The following is a 16,432-nucleotide window of genomic DNA, read 5'->3' as shown; positions in this document are numbered from 1 at the left end:
CCTTGATTTGCATCAAGCGCAAGCGAAGTGTCTGCACAACGGACCACCGGTCAACCCCGATTACCACGTCAGGTAGAACATTCCCTTGGCCAGCAGCACGATAACGATCATGTGGCAGAACAGGCTGGCATGGATGAAGTGCAGGTATCGCGGGCTCATTCGGCCGCTTTTGAACAAGAACATGGCACCGAGGAAATGCAGCAGGACGCTCATGGCCACTGCGATTTTCAACGCCAGCAATGTGCCGAACGATGAAGTCAGTGGTGAGGCCAGGGCGGGCAAGTAACGCAGCCAGACCATGCCCAGCCCCGCGCCGAACAACACCAGCAGCACCCACGGCATCAGCGAGCGGGCCCGGCGACCGATACCCTGCTCCACCAGCAGCATCACCCTGGCGGGTAGCTGTTTGCGGATGCTTTCCAGGAACAGAACTTCGAAGAACACCGTACCGATGAAGATCAGGGCGGCAAACAGGTGCAAGGTCAGAATCAGCGGATAGATCATGGAATTTTCGCCTTGGGTCAAGGCAACCCGCGCTACGGCGTACATTGGGGGTGAGCGCACTGGCTGTCGGTCTCTGGAGATTACAGAGACCGCCTGGTTATGCGGTTGATACCGATCAAGAAAGCCGTAAAACCGCCAGGCTCGTGTGCATATCCGTTTTTGTGGTAACGGCGGAACCCTAAGCAGCCGTGGCCGCAGAAATGGATATGTCCCCCAACCTTAGTGGCGCCGACCGGTCTAGTGCCCGCGAATGTAATGCTCCAGCTGCCGAATCAAATCAGCCTGTTCAACGATAGCTTCCTTGACCAGATCCCCAATCGATAACAGCCCAATCAACTCACCACCATCCACCACCGGCAGGTGACGCAGATGACTGTCAGTCATAACCGCCATGCAACGCTCGATGCTCTGCTGACTGTCAGCAGTCACCACGGGCGCGCTCATGATGTCGCGCACCGGCGTCCCAACCGAGGAGCGTCCCTGCAACACGACCTTGCGTGCATAGTCGCGCTCGCTGATCACCCCGACCACCTGCCCGTTCTCGATGACAGGCAGCGCGCCGACGTTCTTCTCGGCCATTATCCTCAGAGCGTCAAGCACCATTTCATCAGGCGCGATGCTGTGCACCTGACGGTTTTGCACGACCTTGAGTTTCAGCAATTGTGCGGCTGTTTTCATAAATGCCTCCGAAGCGGATACGCGATGCTGTTGAACAGGCTCAAGCCACCCCGACTTCCACCACACCAGCGTTCAAACGCACGGGCCAGACACGCAGACGCTGTTGCGGGTACTCCAGGCAACGGCCGTCCTCAAGACGGAAATGCTGTTTGTAGATCGGTGATGCCACGACCAGATCGCCCTTGATGTTGCCAACCAACCCGCGACCGATGACATTCGCCCCGGATTGCGGGTCATGGTTGTCGATGGCGTAGAGAGTCTTGCCATGAACACCCGGCAGGTAAAACAGCGCCACTTGCTCGCCATCGAGCCAGACGACGACGCCGGAGTTGCTGACCAGATCCTGTTGCTCGCACACCGTTTGCCAGACATCGGTGTTTTCCAGGGAATCGACGCGTTGGGTGTTGGACTGGCTCATCAGGCAATCTCCTCGATAACAGGGATAAGGTTGAGTTCGGCCGCCATGATCGGACGTCGCTGACCGCGTTCCTGGACAAAGTGGATGTCCGGGTCCGGGCGTTTATCGTTGACGAAGGTGCGGAAGCGTTTGAGTTTTTCCGGGTCTTTGAGGGCGTTGGCCCATTCGCACTCATAGCGGTCGACCACCAACTGCATCTGCGATTCAAGCTCCGCGCCCAGCCCGAGGCTGTCGTTGATGATCACGTCCTTGAGGTAGTCCAGACCGCCCTCCAGGCTTTCGCGCCAGACTGAGGTGCGCTGCAATTTGTCGGCGGTGCGGATGTAGAACATCAGGAAGCGGTCGATGTAACGGATCAGGGTTTCATCGTCGAGGTCGGTCGCGAACAGCTCGGCGTGACGTGGACGCATGCCGCCATTGCCGGCGATGTAAAGGTTCCAGCCTTTCTCGGTGGCGATCACGCCAACGTCTTTGCTCTGGGCCTCGGCGCACTCGCGGGTGCAACCGGACACCGCGAATTTGAGTTTGTGCGGTGAGCGCAAGCCCTTGTATCGGTCCTCGATGGTCAGGGCCATTTGCACGCTGTCTTGCACGCCGTAACGGCACCAGGTGCTGCCGACGCAAGACTTCACCGTGCGGGTCGATTTGCCGTAGGCGTGTCCGGTTTCGAAACCGGCTGCAATCAGTTCAGCCCAGATGTCCGGCAACTCATGCAACTGCGCACCGAACAGGTCGATACGCTGGCCGCCGGTAATTTTGGTGTAGAGGTCGTATTTCTTCGCCACCACACCAATCGCGATCAGTTTGTCGGCGGTGATCTCGCCACCGGGGATGCGCGGCACCACCGAATAGGTGCCGTTTTTTTGCATGTTGGCCATGAAGGTGTCGTTGGTGTCCTGCAGCGGCACCAGCGAGGCGTCCATGATCGGCTGGTTCCAGCACGAAGCGAGAATCGAGCCCACCGCTGGTTTGCACACGTCGCAACCGGTGTGACCACGGCCATGTTTGGCCAGCAGTTCTTCGAAGGTGATCACCCCTTCTACGCGCACCAGCGCATAGAGTTCCTGACGGGTATAGGCGAAGTGCTCGCACAGGCTCTTGTCGACGCTGACGCCACGGGCAATCAACTCATGCTCGAAGACCTGCTTGAGCAGCCCGGCACAACCACCGCAACCGGTGCAGGCTTTGGTCTGCGATTTGAGCAGGCCGAGGTCGGTGCAGCCGCCGTCGATGGCCGAGCAAATGGACCCCTTGGTGACGTTGTGGCACGAGCACACCGTGGCCGCTTCGGGCAACGCACCCGGCCCGAGGGTCGGCGCGCCTTCGGATGACGGCAGAATCAGGCTGGCGGGTTCCGCCGGCAGCGCAATCGCGTTCTGCATGTATTGCAGCAGCGTGTCGTAATAGCTGTTGTCACCGATCAGCACTGCACCGAGCACATGTTTGCCCGTGGCATCCACCACCAGGCGGCGATAGCTGGCCGTCGTCTCATCGATGAACTGATAACTGCGCGCGCCCGGCGTGTTGCCGTGAGCGTCGCCAATGGAACCGACATCGACCCCCAGCAACTTCAACTTGGTCGACATGTCCGCGCCCAGGAACGGCTCGGCAGCCTCATTGCACAGCTGTGCGGCAACGCCACGGGCCATCTGGTAACCCGGCGCGACCAGACCAAAGATGCTGCCATTCCACGCGGCACATTCGCCGATGGCATAGATGTTCGGATCGCTGCTCAGGCATTGGTCGTCAATCACCACGCCGCCGCGCGGGCCGACTTCCAGCGAGCATTGACGGGCCAGTGCATCCTGCGCACGGATGCCGGCGGAGAACACGATCAGGTCGGTCTCCAGGAACTCGTCATTGCCGAAATTCATCCGGTACCGGTAATCCTCGCCCGCGCTGATCGATTGAGTCCCGCGTGACAAATGCACACTGACGCCCAGCCGCTCGATTTGCGCCTTCAGTGCACGGCCACCCAGATCGTCCAGCTGCACCGGCATCAGGCGCGGGGCGAATTCAACCACGTGGGCTTCCAGGCCCAGGCTCTTCAGCGCGTTGGCGGCTTCCAGACCGAGCAAGCCGCCGCCCACCACCACACCGCGCCGGGCGTTGGCGGCCGCTGCACGAATGGCGTCGAGGTCTTCAAGGGTGCGATAGACCAGGCGCGAGTCACCCTCGGCACCTTCTATCGGCGGCACAAACGGATAGGACCCGGTGGCCAACACCAATTTGTCGTAAGGGAGGCAGCCTTGCGAGGTGATCACCTGGCGACGGATGCGGTCGATTTCCAGCACCGGCACACCCAAGTGCAGCGTCACGCCTGACGTCTGGTAAACAGACGCGTCACCCAGAGCCAGCGACTCGGCATCGCGACCCGAGAAGTACTCGGAAAGATGCACGCGGTCGTAGGCACGCATCGGCTCCTCGCTGAAGACGTGCAGGCGATAGTGATCGAGGGCACCGCGTTCGATCAGCTGTTCGACACAATGATGCCCGACCATGCCATTGCCGATCACAATCAGCGTTTGCAGCTTGTTCAACGTGGCAACATTGGAATTCATAAGAAGCACCCGGCTAAAGCCCATCACGGTTCAAAAAGCAAAAAAAAACGCCTGAAACCTTTCGGTTCCAGGCGTCTTTGCCTGTTCTTTTGCGGTGTTGAAACCAGACGTCTATGCCTGATCCACCGATGTTGCCCACGACCTGTGCGGCCAATCGATCGTCGTTGACCGAGGGGGCTGCCCACTCGACTGCGTTCGCGGTGGGCCTGAACAGTGTCTTGCAGACTTTGTGCCAGACGGCTATTTGCAATGCTTCAGGCCAAAAAACATGGCTCAGGAGCCGATGAAAGCCCGGCGTTTGCCTTCGCATAGTGCACAGGTTCGTCCCAAGGCTTTATAAAAGTGCACGAAGGTGTCCTTCGCACAACTACAACAGCGTGACCCTCTTGCCTTGCGCCAAAGCATTTCCGCAATCTGGGCGCAGCCATTGATATTCGCCATGATGTGCCTCGCTACAGGGTCTATCGCGATGGCGAGCTGAGCGACGAACCGCTGGATATCGAGCATCTTTGGCAGGATGACCTGGTGGCCTTCGCTATTGGCTGCTCGTTCTCCTTCGAACAACCGCTGCTGGATGCCGGTATCGCCTTCAGGCACATCGATCTGGGGCGCAGACCAACATCGACACGCGCCCTACCGCTCGCCTGGGTGGCAAGCTGGTGGTAAGCCTGCGGCCGATGACAGCCGCAGCCGCGATTCAGGCGATTCAGATTACCGCGCGCATGCCCAACGTCCCCGGCGCGCCCATACACATCGGTGATCCGTCGCTGATCGGCATCCATTCGCTGAGGCACCCGGACTACGGCGATGCCGTCCCCATCGAAGCTGACGAAATACCGGTGTTCTGGGCGTGCGGTGTGACGCCTCAATCGGTGGTACAGGCTTCACGTCCGCCACTGTGCATCACCCCGCTCCCGGCTGCATGCTGGCGACGGACTTGTGCAATGGTGCTTTGTAAAGGCGTGGATGGAGCTTGAGCGTTACGCACAAAAAAACGCCACTCATTGAGTGACGTTTTTTGTGAATCCTGGAGCGGCAAACGCGTTTCAGACGTTACTGTTCCAGGGACGATCTCCGTTCTCATCCTTGATGCGGGTCGGCAGGCCCATCACATCCAGTGCCTTGAGGAACGGTTCGGCCGGCAGCTCTTCGACATTGACCATACGCTGCACGTCCCACTCGCCACGGGCAACCAGCAAGGCTGCCGCCACAGGCGGAACACCAGCGGTATAGGAAATGCCCTGGCTGTCGGTTTCTGCGAAGGCGTCTTCATGGTCGGCGACGTTGTAGATGAACACCTCGCGCGGCTGCCCATCCTTGGTGCCCTTGACCAGATCGCCGATGCAGGTCTTGCCGGTGTAGCCGGGAGCCAGTGAGCTCGGATCAGGCAGTACGGCCTTGACCACTTTCAGCGGCACGACTTCCAGGCCTTCGGCGGTCTTGACCGGTTGCTCGGAGAGCAGGCCCAGGTTCCTGAGTACAGTGAACACATTGATGTAGTGCTCGCCGAAGCTCATCCAGAAACGCACGTTGGGCACGTTGAGGTTTTTCGACAGCGAGTGCACTTCATCGTGGCCGGTCAGGTACAGGTTCTGCGACCCAACGACCGGAAGGTCGTCGGTGCGTTTGACTTCGAACATGGTGTTGCTGGTCCACTGACTGTTCTGCCAGCTCCACACCTGTCCGGTGAACTCGCGGAAATTGATTTCCGGGTCGAAATTGGTGGCGAAATACTTGCCGTGGGAACCGGCATTGACGTCGAGAATGTCGATCGAATCAATGCTGTCGAAATATTCTTGCTTCGCCAGTGCTGCATAGGCATTGACCACACCGGGGTCGAAGCCCACGCCGAGAATGGCGGTGATGTTCTTCTGCTGGCATTCCTCGAGGTGATTCCACTCGTAGTTGCCGTACCAGGGCGGCGTCTCGCAGACTTTGCCCGGTTCTTCGTGAATGGCGGTGTCCAGATAGGCCACGCCGGTATCGATGCAGGCACGCAGCACCGACATGTTGAGAAAGGCAGAACCGACGTTGATGACGATCTGCGATCCGGTTTCGCGGATCAGGGCTTTGGTCGCCTCGACGTCCAGAGCATTCAGCGAGAAGGCCTTGATGTCGGCGGGCTGCTTGAGGCTGCCCTTGGCTTTGACGCTGTCGATGATGGCCTGGCATTTGGAGATGTTGCGCGACGCGATAGCAATACGACCGAGTTCATCGTTGTGCTGCGCGCACTTGTGGGCCACCACCTTGGCGACACCTCCTGCACCAATGATTAGTACGTTCTTCTTCAATTTTTCTCTCTCTCCTTCTTAGCCAGCTTACGAAAGGCTGGTCATGTAGTCGTTGTAACCGAACTCGCGAACCACCTCGACACTACCATCGAGTTGTTTCACTACGATGGACGGCATCTTCAGGCCATTGAACCAATTCTTCTTGACCATGGTGTAACCAGCAGCATCGACGAACGACAGCCGGTCGCCGATGGCCAGCGGACGACCAAATTGATACTCACCGAAAATGTCACCGGCCAGGCAGGATTTGCCGCAGACCATGTAGGTATGCTCGCCCTCGCTGGGTGCCAGCTTGGCATTCAGGCGATAAATCAGCAGATCGAGCATATGGGCTTCGATTGAGCTGTCCACTACCGCCAGATGCTTGCCGTTGTAGAGAGTGTCGAGCACGGTGACTTCCAGCGACGCGCTCTGCGTGATGGCGGCTTCGCCCGGCTCAAGATAGACCTGCACACCGTATTTTTGCGAGAACGCCTTGAGGCGCGCGCAAAATTCGTCCAGCGCGTAGTCCTCACCGGTGAAGTGGATGCCGCCACCGAGACTGACCCACTCGACCTTGTGCAGCAGATGACCGAATCGCTCTTCAATTGTGCACAGCATCTGATCGAACAGGCCGAAGTCGCCGTTCTCGCAGTTGTTGTGGAACATGAAGCCAGAAATCTGCCCGATGACCTGCTCGATCTTTTCCGGGTCCCACTCGCCCAGACGGCTGAACGGACGCGCCGGGTCGGCCAGCAGATAATCCGAGCTGCTCACCTGCGGATTGACTCGCAGACCGCGCACTTTGCCTGCGGACGCCTCGGTGTAGCGCTGGAGCTGGCCGATGGAGTTGAAGATGATCTTGTCGCAGTTGTCGAGCATCTCCTCGATCTCGTCATCGGCCCAGGCCACGCTATAGGCGTGGGTTTCGCCAGCGAACTTCTGTCGACCAAGCTTGAGCTCGTAGAGGGACGACGAGGTGGTGCCGTCCATGTACTGCTGCATCAGATCGAACACCGACCAGGTGGCGAAGCACTTGAGTGCCAGCAGGGCCTTGGCCCCGGACTGTTCGCGCACATAAGCGATCTTCTGCATGTTCGCCAGCAGCTTCTGTTTATCGATGAGGTAATACGGCGTTTTGATCATTTCGAGGCCTCCGGCAAGGCCAGCCAAAAAAAGGATGCGCATTGTGCCTTCACTTACTGCATATCGAAAGAGCAGAAAGCGCAGTTACCTGATTGTCTGGTGACTCTACCCAGTTGGATGATGTCGACAGCATCGCTGCTGCCGCTGCCGCGCAGGCCTAAAGATATCCTTTTCTTTGGGCCAAAAAAAATGGACCTCTTTTCAGAGATCCATTTTTCAATGCTTGGAGCGGGAAACGAGACTCGAACTCGCGACCCCGACCTTGGCAAGGTCGTGCTCTACCAACTGAGCTATTCCCGCGTCTTGGTGTGGCGCATTCTATCGAATCCAGATGCCCCGTCAACCCTTTGATTCAAAAAAGCTTTATTTCTTTTCCGTATCGGTCTTCAGATGCGGCCAGGCAGCCCGCAAGTATTGGACCATGGACCACAATGTCAGGCCTGCGGATATCAGCAGCAAGGCGTAACCCACTAAAACCCAGAACGTAAAGTCCGACGGATTGGCCAGCAGGATCACCAGCGCCAGCATTTGCGCGGCGGTTTTCCATTTGCCCAGGTTCGACACCGCGACGTGAGCGCGGGCGCCGAGTTCGGCCATCCATTCGCGAAGTGCCGAGACGACAATCTCGCGGCCAATGATCACCGCGGCCGGCAGTGTGAGCCACAGGTTGCCGTGTTCTTGCACCAGCAATACCAGCGCAACGGCGACCATCAGCTTGTCCGCGACGGGATCGAGAAAAGCCCCGAACGGCGTACTTTGCTCCAGACGGCGGGCCAGATACCCGTCCAGCCAGTCTGTCGCGGCGGCAAATGCGAAGACTGACGCGGACGCCAGGTAGCTCCACTGGTAAGGCAGGTAGAACAGTAAAATGAAGATCGGTATGAGCAGGACGCGTAGAACGGTAATCAGATTAGGGATATTCATCGGCACAACTGGCTACGAGGTGAGGTGGCATTCTACTCGCTGTGCAGATTTGCATAAATCAACTCTGCGAGCTTTTTACTGATCCCGGGTGCTTTGGCGATCTCGTCGATGCTGGCACGAGACAGCTCCTGCAATCCACCAAAATGTTTCAACAAATCGCGGCGACGTGTCGGCCCGACACCAGCTACGCCCTCAAGCGTAGACGTTCGGCGAGTTTTTCCACGACGAGCGCGGTGTCCGGTAATCGCGAAACGGTGAGCTTCGTCGCGTATCTGCTGGATCAAATGCAGCGCGGGGGAATCGCCGCGCAAGGTGAATTCGTGGGCGGCATCGTTGAGATACAAGGTTTCGAAACCGGCCTTGCGCGTCGCGCCCTTGGCCACGCCCAGCAGAATCAGGTCGGGTACCGCCAGTTCATTGAGCACGTCTCGGGCCATGGATAGCTGGCCCTTGCCGCCGTCCACCAGCAAAATATCCGGTAACTTACCCTCCCCGTCCTTCAGCTTGCTGAAGCGTCGGGTCAGGGCCTGGTGCATCGCGGCGTAGTCATCGCCTGGGGTGACGCCTTCAATGTTGTAGCGTCGGTAGTCGGACTTGATCGGGCCTTCGGGGCCAAATACCACGCAGGAGGCCACAGTCGCTTCGCCGCTGGAGTGACTGATGTCGTAGCACTCCAGACGCTGAGGTGGCTCGTCCAGTTTCAGGACTTCTGCCAGGGCGTCGAAACGTGCCGCAACATGTTGCCGGTTGGCCAGGCGTGCACCCAGGGCCTGCTCGGCATTGGTGACCGCCAATTGCTGCCAGCGTGCTCGCGTACCGCGTACGCGATGACTGATGGTCAATTCGCGACCGCGCAGCTCTTCAATGGCCGTGATCAAGGTCGGGAAGTCTTCGTGAACCACGTTGACGATGAGTTCGCTCGGCAAGTCGCGTTCGGGACTAGTGATGAAGTATTGGCCGAGAAACGCCGCCATGACTTCGGAAACGTCTTCTTCAATACCCACTTGAGGGAAGAAATTCTTGCTTCCCAACACCCGGCCACCGCGCACGCTGATCAAGTGCACGCAGGCACCGCCCGGGTTGATGAACGCCGCAATGACATCGACATCGCCCGTCCCGCCTTCCATGCTCTGCTGATCCTGGACTCGGCGCAGCAACGAGATCTGGTCGCGCAATTCGGCGGCACGTTCAAACTCGAGGTTGATCGCCGCCTCTTCCATACCGGCGGACAACTCATCCGTCAGCGCATTGCTGCGCCCCTCAAGGAACATCACCGAGTGCCGCACATCTTCGGCATATACCTCGGGTTCCACCAGACCGACACAGGGCGCCTTGCAGCGTTTGATCTGATACTGCAAACAAGGACGCGTGCGGTTCTTGTAATAGCTGTCTTCGCATTGACGAACGAAAAAGGTCTTCTGCAACAGACTCAGGCTTTCGCGAATCGCACCGGCGCTGGGGTAAGGACCGAAATATTTGCCCTTGGCCTTTTTCGCACCGCGATGAATGCTCAGGCGCGGGAACTGGCCATCAGAGAGAAAGACGTAAGGGTAGGATTTGTCGTCGCGCAGAAGGATGTTGTAGGGCGGACGCCATTCCTTGATCAGCGTCTGCTCAAGCAACAAGGCTTCGGTTTCATTGGCCGTAATCGTTGTTTCGACCTGAGCGATACGAGCCACCAGCGCAGCGGTCTTGGGCGCAAGACCAGATTTGCGAAAGTAACTCGACAGGCGACTCTTGAGGTTCTTGGCCTTGCCGACGTAGAGCAGGCGTGCATCGCTGTCGAACATGCGATACACACCGGGACGCCCACTGACCGTCGACAGAAACGCGCTTGGATCGAAGACTTCAGTCATTTTCAGAGGCTGGCATCGACCATGCCGTGACGAACCGCCAACAGTGTCAACTCAACATCGCTGCTGATCGAAAGCTTTTCGAAGATGCGATAACGATAGGTGTTCACGGTTTTTGGCGACAGGCACAGCTTGTCGGAAATGATTTGGACCTTTTGACAGCCGACAATCATCAACGCGATCTGGATTTCCCGCTCCGACAAGGCGTCGAAGGGCGAATCGTTGGTCGGCTGGAAGGATTTGATCGCCAGTTGCTGCGCAATCTGCGGACTGATGTAGCGTTGCCCGGCGAACACCAGGCGAATTGCCTGGACCATTTCCGGCAGCCCGGCGCCTTTGGTCAGGTAACCTGCGGCCCCCGCCTGCAACAGTCTTGTAGGAAACGGATCTTCCTCGCACACAGTGACCGCGACGACTTTGATGTCCGGATGACTGCGCAATAATTTGCGTGTGGCTTCAAGACCGCCGATACCGGGCATCTTGACGTCCATCAGCACCACATCGGGTTTCAACTCACGCGCCTTGAGCAGGGACTCTTCCCCTGACTCAGCCTGGCCGACTACTTGTAGGCCATCGATGTCAGCCAGCATTCGTGTAATGCCTGTACGAACGAGATCATGGTCATCGACTACTAGCACCCTAATCAAGCAGACACCTCGCGATATGATCTTATTGGGTTGCCGGACACCTTAGCAAAAAGCGACTGTCAGACCTAGCGGCAAGCGTCATATAAAAAGTTTCAATACATCTTGAAAGGCTTGTCTCAAGCGTGTTTCAGCGATACGCGTCATCGACATCGCGCTGCATTCTCAGGAAACACTCGTCTGCGCCGACCACCCTCAGGCCCTTTCTCTCGTATAACGCTTTTGCCGGATTATTTTCAAAAACCGTCAACCGCAACGCCGGGCGTCGTTCCTTGCACGCCATGGCAAATACCTGATCGATCGCCCAGGAACCGGCGCCCTGCCCCTGAAACGTCTCAAGCACGTGCAACTCACGGATGTACAAAGCCCTTGCGTCTCGACTCAGGCTCACATACCCCAGCAGCATCTCATCACGCACAATCAACCAGTTTTCGCGCCCCGCCCAGGCCACATCGAAGGCCTCGTCCTGCCACAGCAGATTGTGCTGGATGTAGTAACGGAGCATGGTTTTACAGGTTAAATCGCGCGCGAAGTCCAGGTCCCGGAGCGTAGCTGGACGTAATTCAAACTCCATCAAACCTCCACGACATCGACTATTTGCCCCTTCCAGCCGTCAGCATTGCGGCGAGCAACGACCAACAGGTTGCCATTGCCGGGGGCGGCCGCTATCAGCGAACCGTCCGACGCCCAGATGGCGCTACGTCCTGCGGACTCCCATCCACCTGTCGCACCGCCATGGTTCGCCATCAGGACTACCATCGAATGGGTGCTGGCATAACCTTGCACAGTGCAGTATCCGGGGCGTAGCCGTTTTCCGTGATCAGCACGCCCGCGACATAAAGATCGGCCCCCTGCTGCGCCGTCGCGGCTGCATGGCTGGCGTGAGAGAAATCAGCACACACCGCCAACGCGACAATATCGGCACCTATCATCACCCGCAATGGAGATCGATTGAGCCGCGGCGATAGTCAGTGGCCTCATGCTTAATCCCTGTGATGTCGTATTTTTGTCTGAGCTGCGAGTGTGTCACAACCCTCTGCGCACTCAAGCAATAGAAAACGCCGTCCGTGGTCGATAGCATTTTCTGATTGAATCCGTGTGCCGGCCTCTAGTAAGCTCGGTGCATTCATCGGAGACAGACCATGTTCAACGCCCTCTCACAGCTTCATTCCGCCAGCGCACTGCGTTCGGTTGCGGCTGCCCGGGTGAGCGACGCTTGTGCTCCGGTCAACTTTTATTTTGGGTATTGGTTTAGCCACTGGCGCGCCTGATACCTACACGGCGCCCACTTTGAAACGGGTCGCCACCAGAGAATTCTCAACCCCCGGTCGGCTTCCCGACCGGGGGTTTTGTTTTTTCAGCCCTGCATATATTCAGCGTCACACCAGACAACTCGAGGATTCACGACATGAACTATGCCACCTATTACCGTTACGACAGTTTTACCGCATGGCGATTTACCAGCTTCCGCTCGGGACAGCCTGCCGCCTCCGATCGGTCACCCAAAGGTGGCAAGCACACACACGCAGCCAATCCGGCCAATTGTCGAACACCCCAGTAGGGCCGAGCGCGCGGGAACGACCCCGCCGCCAGCCCAGGAAGCCTGAATATGAACTCGTCCGCCTCTGCTCTGCCACTGTCCACCCTGAGTCCTGCCAATGAAGCGCTGACCCTGCGTCTGCCCAGCTCATTACAACTCAAGCAGCAACTGCCGCTCACCAATGCCCTGAGCCAGCAAGTCGCTGCCCATCGCCAAGCGGTTCGCGCGATCCTCAACGGTGAAGACCCCCGTCTGCTGGTCATCGTCGGCCCTTGCTCGATCCACGATCCACAATCTGCCCTTGAATACGCTGGCAACCTTGCCCACCTGGCCGCTGAAGTCAGCGATGAGATGCTGCTGGTGATGCGCGCCTACGTCGAAAAGCCCCGTACCACGGTCGGCTGGAAAGGCCTGGCGTACGATCCGCATCTGGATGGCAGCGATGACTTGGCCGGCGGCCTGACCCTGTCCCGCGAGCTGATGCGCGAAATGCTCCGACTGGGCTTGCCGATTGCGACCGAACTGCTGCAACCAATGGCGGCTGGTTACTTCGACGACCTGCTGAGTTGGGTGGCCATTGGCGCCCGCACCACCGAGTCGCAGATCCATCGGGAAATGGCCAGTGGCCTGAGCATGCCGGTCGGCTTCAAGAATGGCACCGATGGCGGCGTCGGCGTTGCCAGCGACGCCATGCGCTCCGCGGCCCATCCCCATCGCCACTTCGGTGTGGATAGCCAGGGGCACCCCGCGATCATTCAAACCCCGGGCAATGCGGACACACACCTGGTATTGCGTGGCGGTCATCGTGGGCCGAACTACGACCGCGACAGCGTCGCCCGGGTGCGCAGTGATTTGACCAGACTGAAAATCTCGGCCCGGATCATGGTCGACTGCAGCCACGCCAACAGCGGCAAAGACCCGCTGCGTCAGCCTACGGTGTTCAACGATGTGCTTGAACAGCGCCTGCAAGGTGACCGATCACTGATCGGCATGATGATCGAGAGCCATTTGTTCGAAGGTTGCCAGCCACTAAGCCCATCACTGCGTTATGGCGTGTCCGTCACCGACGGCTGCCTGGGCTGGAACGGGACGGAACAATTGTTGCGCCTGGCAGCGGATCGACTGCGAACTCAAAACAAAATTAAACAGCAAGGCTGACCCTCTACCGCCGTCCAGTCTTCAATCGAAGACTGGACGGCGACTACCGGCAAGCGTGCGTTCTAAGACTGCACCTGCACCAGAGTCACTTCGGACTTCTGACTGACATCATCAAGGCGTTCGACCGAGTAGGACACCCGAACGGTCAAATCCTGATGTCCGCGCCAAAACCTGTAGGGAACGATAAACACCAGCGGCTCACCGGCCATTTCTCTCGATATCTCGCGGTCATCACGGTGATTGAAATTAATCCCGTCACATTTCAGATAGACCAGTTCGCCCTCTTCAGCCTGGGCGTCATTGATAACGATGGTGACACCATCAATGGCCTCTTGCAGATCCAGCCAGCCTTCATCGGCCTCCAGAACAACGGGAGGTAAAAGCGGCCCTCTCACCAGAGCACCAATCAACAACTGCGTAGCCTGCGAATAACGCGGGGCTTCTCCCTCTTGTACGACGCAATAACTGATGGTCACCGTGGACCCGAGGTTGGGGGCAATACAGTCGGGACTGACCCAAAATGACAGTTCACCGCCCACCGAAAAGGACTCAACCTCCAAGGTGTCATTGAAACTCGCCTGGGGCGTGACACCCGCCCAGGACAGCAAGACCCTGTCTCCAGGTGCCATCCGGGCATAAGGCCTGATCGTTACAAGCGCCCCTTCAATTACCCTCTCGGGGTCCAGCGTGGCACCTACCGCATCGTTCGCAATTGCAGGCAGCAAATCGGGCCTGGCATCGCCGACGTCCAGCTGTAAATGTCGGGACTTCACTGGTGCAGGCAATCGCGCACTCGTGAGGGTGTAATAAACCTCAAGCGAACCACCGTCGAGTGCAGCGATATGCGCGCTCGCCACGGTAAAGACAATTTCCTTGTCGACCTGCCCCTCGCTGATAAAACGCGTCACTTCATGTTTGTAAGCAAGTCCTTCGACGTCCAGCCCGATCCAGGACAAGAGCAATTTGTCTCCGCACGCCATTCCCGGATAAGGCGCGAGTTTGATGATGGCTTTTCTTTCAGAGGGATCCAGCACAGCGTTTTCAGCTGGCTCCAGCACGGGCCTCGATTGCTCTACAAAGTTTTGGGTGTGTGCTTCATGAGTGGTCATTCATACGCTCCATTCCTTGGAATAAACGCCGCCCGGAAAGACGGCACCGAATGAAGCCTATTGAACCTCAAGAGGATGATCCGCGATGTCGGGTGAATCCTTTTGGGCGCGCGGACAAACGACGTTCGCCAGGTAGGCCATTGATCAGTAGCGCTTAGGACTCGACGAAAAGATGTCCGGATATTCCGAACAAGGCCTCGCCCACATCGGAAATTTCGTACTTTTTCTATTCCGTTTTCATCAGGTTACAGCGGCTTCTTCATACATCGCATCAATGCTGGAGTGTTTTAGAGTGAGGCCTCAAGCACATCCCCAAACTTCAGCGAAAGGTACCAACATGCAACGGAATGCAAGCACTCACTATCCAATTCTGCTGGTCCACGGGCTATTCGGCTTCGATCGCATCGGTAAATTCGAGTTCTTTCAAGATATCAAGCACGCGCTGCGAAGTGCTGGCGCAAGGGTATTCATCCCACAGCTGTCGGCTACCCATAGCAACGAAGCACGGGGTGACCAACTGCTGGCGCAGATCGAGCGGGTACTGGAAGGAACAGGGGCGAGCAAAGTCAACCTGATCGGGCACAGTCAGGGTGCACTGGCTGCACGTTATGCTGCTGCGATCGCACCACAGGAAATCGCTTCGGTGACATCCGTCAGCGGCCCCAATCACGGCTCGGAGTTGGCCGATTTTCTGCGCAAGGCCCTGACGCCCGGACGCCTGCCGGAACATGTGGCCGAAACGGTCGCCACCTTGTTCGCAGACTTTCTGTCGGTGCTCAGTGGCGACCGTCATCTGCCACAGAACGCCATTGCGGCATTGAATGCCCTGACCACCGAAGGCGTGGGTGCGTTCAACGACAAGTACCCCCAGGGGTTGCCGAAAACCTGGGGCGGCAAGGGTCGCGAACTGGTCAACGGTGTCCGCTATTACTCCTGGAGCGGTACTTTGCAGGGGAGCATCCTTGATGAAGGGCTCAATGCACTCGATCCTTTGCATGGGTTCTGCCGCGCGTTTTCCCGGTACTTCACCACTGAAGCCGATCAGAACGACGGCATGGTCGGGCGCTTCAGTTCCCATCTGGGCAAAGTGATCCGTTCCGACTATCCGCTGGATCATCTGGACAGCATCAACCAGACAGCCGGTCGGATCCGAAAAGGCGTCGACCCGATCGACCTGTATGTGCAACACGCCGAACGTTTGAAAAAGGCCGGTCTATAAGGAACGCCATGTGCACTTGCACAATACGGGACGGAACTTTGAGAAGAAATAGACCACTGAATCCGGTAGGCTCCGCACTTTACTGAACATTGAAAGGAGTATTTCACCATGGCTAAAGCCACTGCCCGTCACATCCTCGTTGCCACCGAAGACAAGTGCAACGAATTGAAAGCCCAAATCGAAGGCGGCGCTGATTTCGCCGAAGTCGCCAAAGCCAACTCCACTTGCCCGTCCAGCCGCCAGGGCGGTGACCTGGGTTCGTTCGGTCCGGGCCAGATGGTCAAGGAATTCGACACCGTGGTCTTCAGCGCACCGATCAACGTGGTGCAAGGCCCGGTCAAGACCCAGTTCGGTTACCACTTGCTGGAAGTGACCAGCCGTCAGGACTGATCAACCTTTAAGTTTTCT

General features: G+C 57.9%; 14 protein-coding genes, 1 tRNA gene and 2 pseudogenes. 4 read left to right on the top strand and 13 right to left on the bottom strand.

From position 1 onward, the window contains the following. Nucleotides 1–60: 60 nt before the first annotated feature. From FQ185_RS21410 to nirB, 4 genes are all read right to left on the bottom strand, one after another. Complete coding sequence (locus tag FQ185_RS21410) at nucleotides 61–504, bottom strand: CopD family copper resistance protein (protein ID WP_149419162.1); 444 nt, start codon at nucleotides 502–504, stop codon at nucleotides 61–63. A gap of 237 nt (nucleotides 505–741) precedes the next feature. Beyond that, the gene (locus FQ185_RS21405; protein ID WP_149419161.1) at nucleotides 742–1,182 is read right to left on the bottom strand and encodes a CBS domain-containing protein; all 441 of its coding nucleotides are present in this window, start codon (nucleotides 1,180–1,182) and stop codon (nucleotides 742–744) included. A 40-nt stretch (nucleotides 1,183–1,222) separates the two neighbouring features. Further along, entirely contained in the window at nucleotides 1,223–1,600 is a 378-nt protein-coding gene (gene nirD, locus FQ185_RS21400) for a nitrite reductase small subunit NirD (protein ID WP_149419160.1), read from the bottom strand. Continuing rightward, a complete protein-coding gene (nirB, locus tag FQ185_RS21395; protein ID WP_149419159.1) occupies nucleotides 1,600–4,161 on the bottom strand; it encodes a nitrite reductase large subunit NirB in 2,562 nt (853 codons plus the stop codon). The genes nirD and nirB overlap by 1 nt, the downstream gene beginning before the upstream one ends. 402 nt (nucleotides 4,162–4,563) lie before the next feature. Between nirB and FQ185_RS21390 the strand changes: the two are divergent. Then, nucleotides 4,564–5,119: pseudogene (locus FQ185_RS21390) on the top strand (D-glutamate cyclase family protein); the annotation flags it as partial. 88 nt (nucleotides 5,120–5,207) lie between these two features. Here FQ185_RS21390 and FQ185_RS21385 read toward each other — a convergent pair. The 8 genes and pseudogenes from FQ185_RS21385 to FQ185_RS21350 form a co-directional block, all read right to left on the bottom strand. Next, the gene (locus tag FQ185_RS21385; RefSeq protein ID WP_149419158.1) at nucleotides 5,208–6,452 is read right to left on the bottom strand and encodes a saccharopine dehydrogenase family protein; all 1,245 of its coding nucleotides are present in this window, start codon (nucleotides 6,450–6,452) and stop codon (nucleotides 5,208–5,210) included. A 27-nt stretch (nucleotides 6,453–6,479) separates the two neighbouring features. Beyond that, a complete protein-coding gene (locus tag FQ185_RS21380) occupies nucleotides 6,480–7,577 on the bottom strand; it encodes a carboxynorspermidine decarboxylase (protein ID WP_149419157.1) in 1,098 nt (365 codons plus the stop codon). A 224-nt stretch (nucleotides 7,578–7,801) separates the two neighbouring features. Further along, a tRNA-Gly gene (locus tag FQ185_RS21375) sits at nucleotides 7,802–7,877 on the bottom strand. Nucleotides 7,878–7,940: 63 nt separating this feature from the next. After that, nucleotides 7,941–8,501 (bottom strand): CDP-diacylglycerol--glycerol-3-phosphate 3-phosphatidyltransferase, encoded by a 561-nt coding sequence (pgsA, locus tag FQ185_RS21370; protein ID WP_149419156.1) that lies wholly within the window; start codon nucleotides 8,499–8,501, stop codon nucleotides 7,941–7,943. A gap of 32 nt (nucleotides 8,502–8,533) precedes the next feature. After that, nucleotides 8,534–10,357 carry an excinuclease ABC subunit UvrC gene (uvrC, locus tag FQ185_RS21365; RefSeq protein ID WP_149419155.1) on the bottom strand — a complete coding sequence of 608 codons (1,824 nt, stop codon included), beginning with the start codon at nucleotides 10,355–10,357 and terminating at the stop codon, nucleotides 8,534–8,536. Between the two features lie 2 nt (nucleotides 10,358–10,359). Further along, nucleotides 10,360–11,001, bottom strand: coding sequence for a UvrY/SirA/GacA family response regulator transcription factor (gene uvrY, locus FQ185_RS21360; protein WP_008015884.1), 642 nt, complete (start codon nucleotides 10,999–11,001; stop codon nucleotides 10,360–10,362). Between the two features lie 127 nt (nucleotides 11,002–11,128). Beyond that, nucleotides 11,129–11,572 carry an N-acetyltransferase gene (locus tag FQ185_RS21355; protein WP_149419154.1) on the bottom strand — a complete coding sequence of 148 codons (444 nt, stop codon included), beginning with the start codon at nucleotides 11,570–11,572 and terminating at the stop codon, nucleotides 11,129–11,131. Beyond that, a pseudogene (locus FQ185_RS21350) lies at nucleotides 11,572–11,927 on the bottom strand (nitrilase-related carbon-nitrogen hydrolase); the annotation flags it as partial. The pseudogene FQ185_RS21350 and the gene FQ185_RS21355, both read right to left, overlap by 1 nt. 680 nt (nucleotides 11,928–12,607) lie before the next feature. On the opposite strand from FQ185_RS21350, the gene FQ185_RS21345 reads away from it, so the two are divergent. After that, complete coding sequence (locus FQ185_RS21345) at nucleotides 12,608–13,696, top strand: 3-deoxy-7-phosphoheptulonate synthase (RefSeq protein WP_149419153.1); 1,089 nt, start codon at nucleotides 12,608–12,610, stop codon at nucleotides 13,694–13,696. A gap of 62 nt (nucleotides 13,697–13,758) precedes the next feature. Here FQ185_RS21345 and FQ185_RS21340 read toward each other — a convergent pair whose 3' ends face one another. Further along, the gene (locus tag FQ185_RS21340; protein WP_149419152.1) at nucleotides 13,759–14,805 is read right to left on the bottom strand and encodes a hypothetical protein; all 1,047 of its coding nucleotides are present in this window, start codon (nucleotides 14,803–14,805) and stop codon (nucleotides 13,759–13,761) included. 337 nt (nucleotides 14,806–15,142) lie between these two features. On the opposite strand from FQ185_RS21340, the gene FQ185_RS21335 reads away from it, so the two are divergent. Continuing rightward, nucleotides 15,143–16,024, top strand: a complete 882-nt coding sequence (locus FQ185_RS21335; protein ID WP_149419151.1) for a triacylglycerol lipase — start codon at nucleotides 15,143–15,145, stop codon at nucleotides 16,022–16,024. A 108-nt stretch (nucleotides 16,025–16,132) separates the two neighbouring features. Further along, the gene (locus tag FQ185_RS21330) at nucleotides 16,133–16,414 is read left to right on the top strand and encodes a peptidylprolyl isomerase (RefSeq protein WP_149419150.1); all 282 of its coding nucleotides are present in this window, start codon (nucleotides 16,133–16,135) and stop codon (nucleotides 16,412–16,414) included. The last annotated feature ends 18 nt before the right edge of the window (nucleotides 16,415–16,432 follow it).

The sequence above is a fragment of the Pseudomonas sp. ANT_H12B genome, from assembly GCF_008369325.1.
GTDB lineage: Bacteria > Pseudomonadota > Gammaproteobacteria > Pseudomonadales > Pseudomonadaceae > Aquipseudomonas.
The sequence above is the reverse complement of the archived record's forward strand: the minus strand, read 5'-3'. Positions and strand labels throughout refer to the sequence as shown.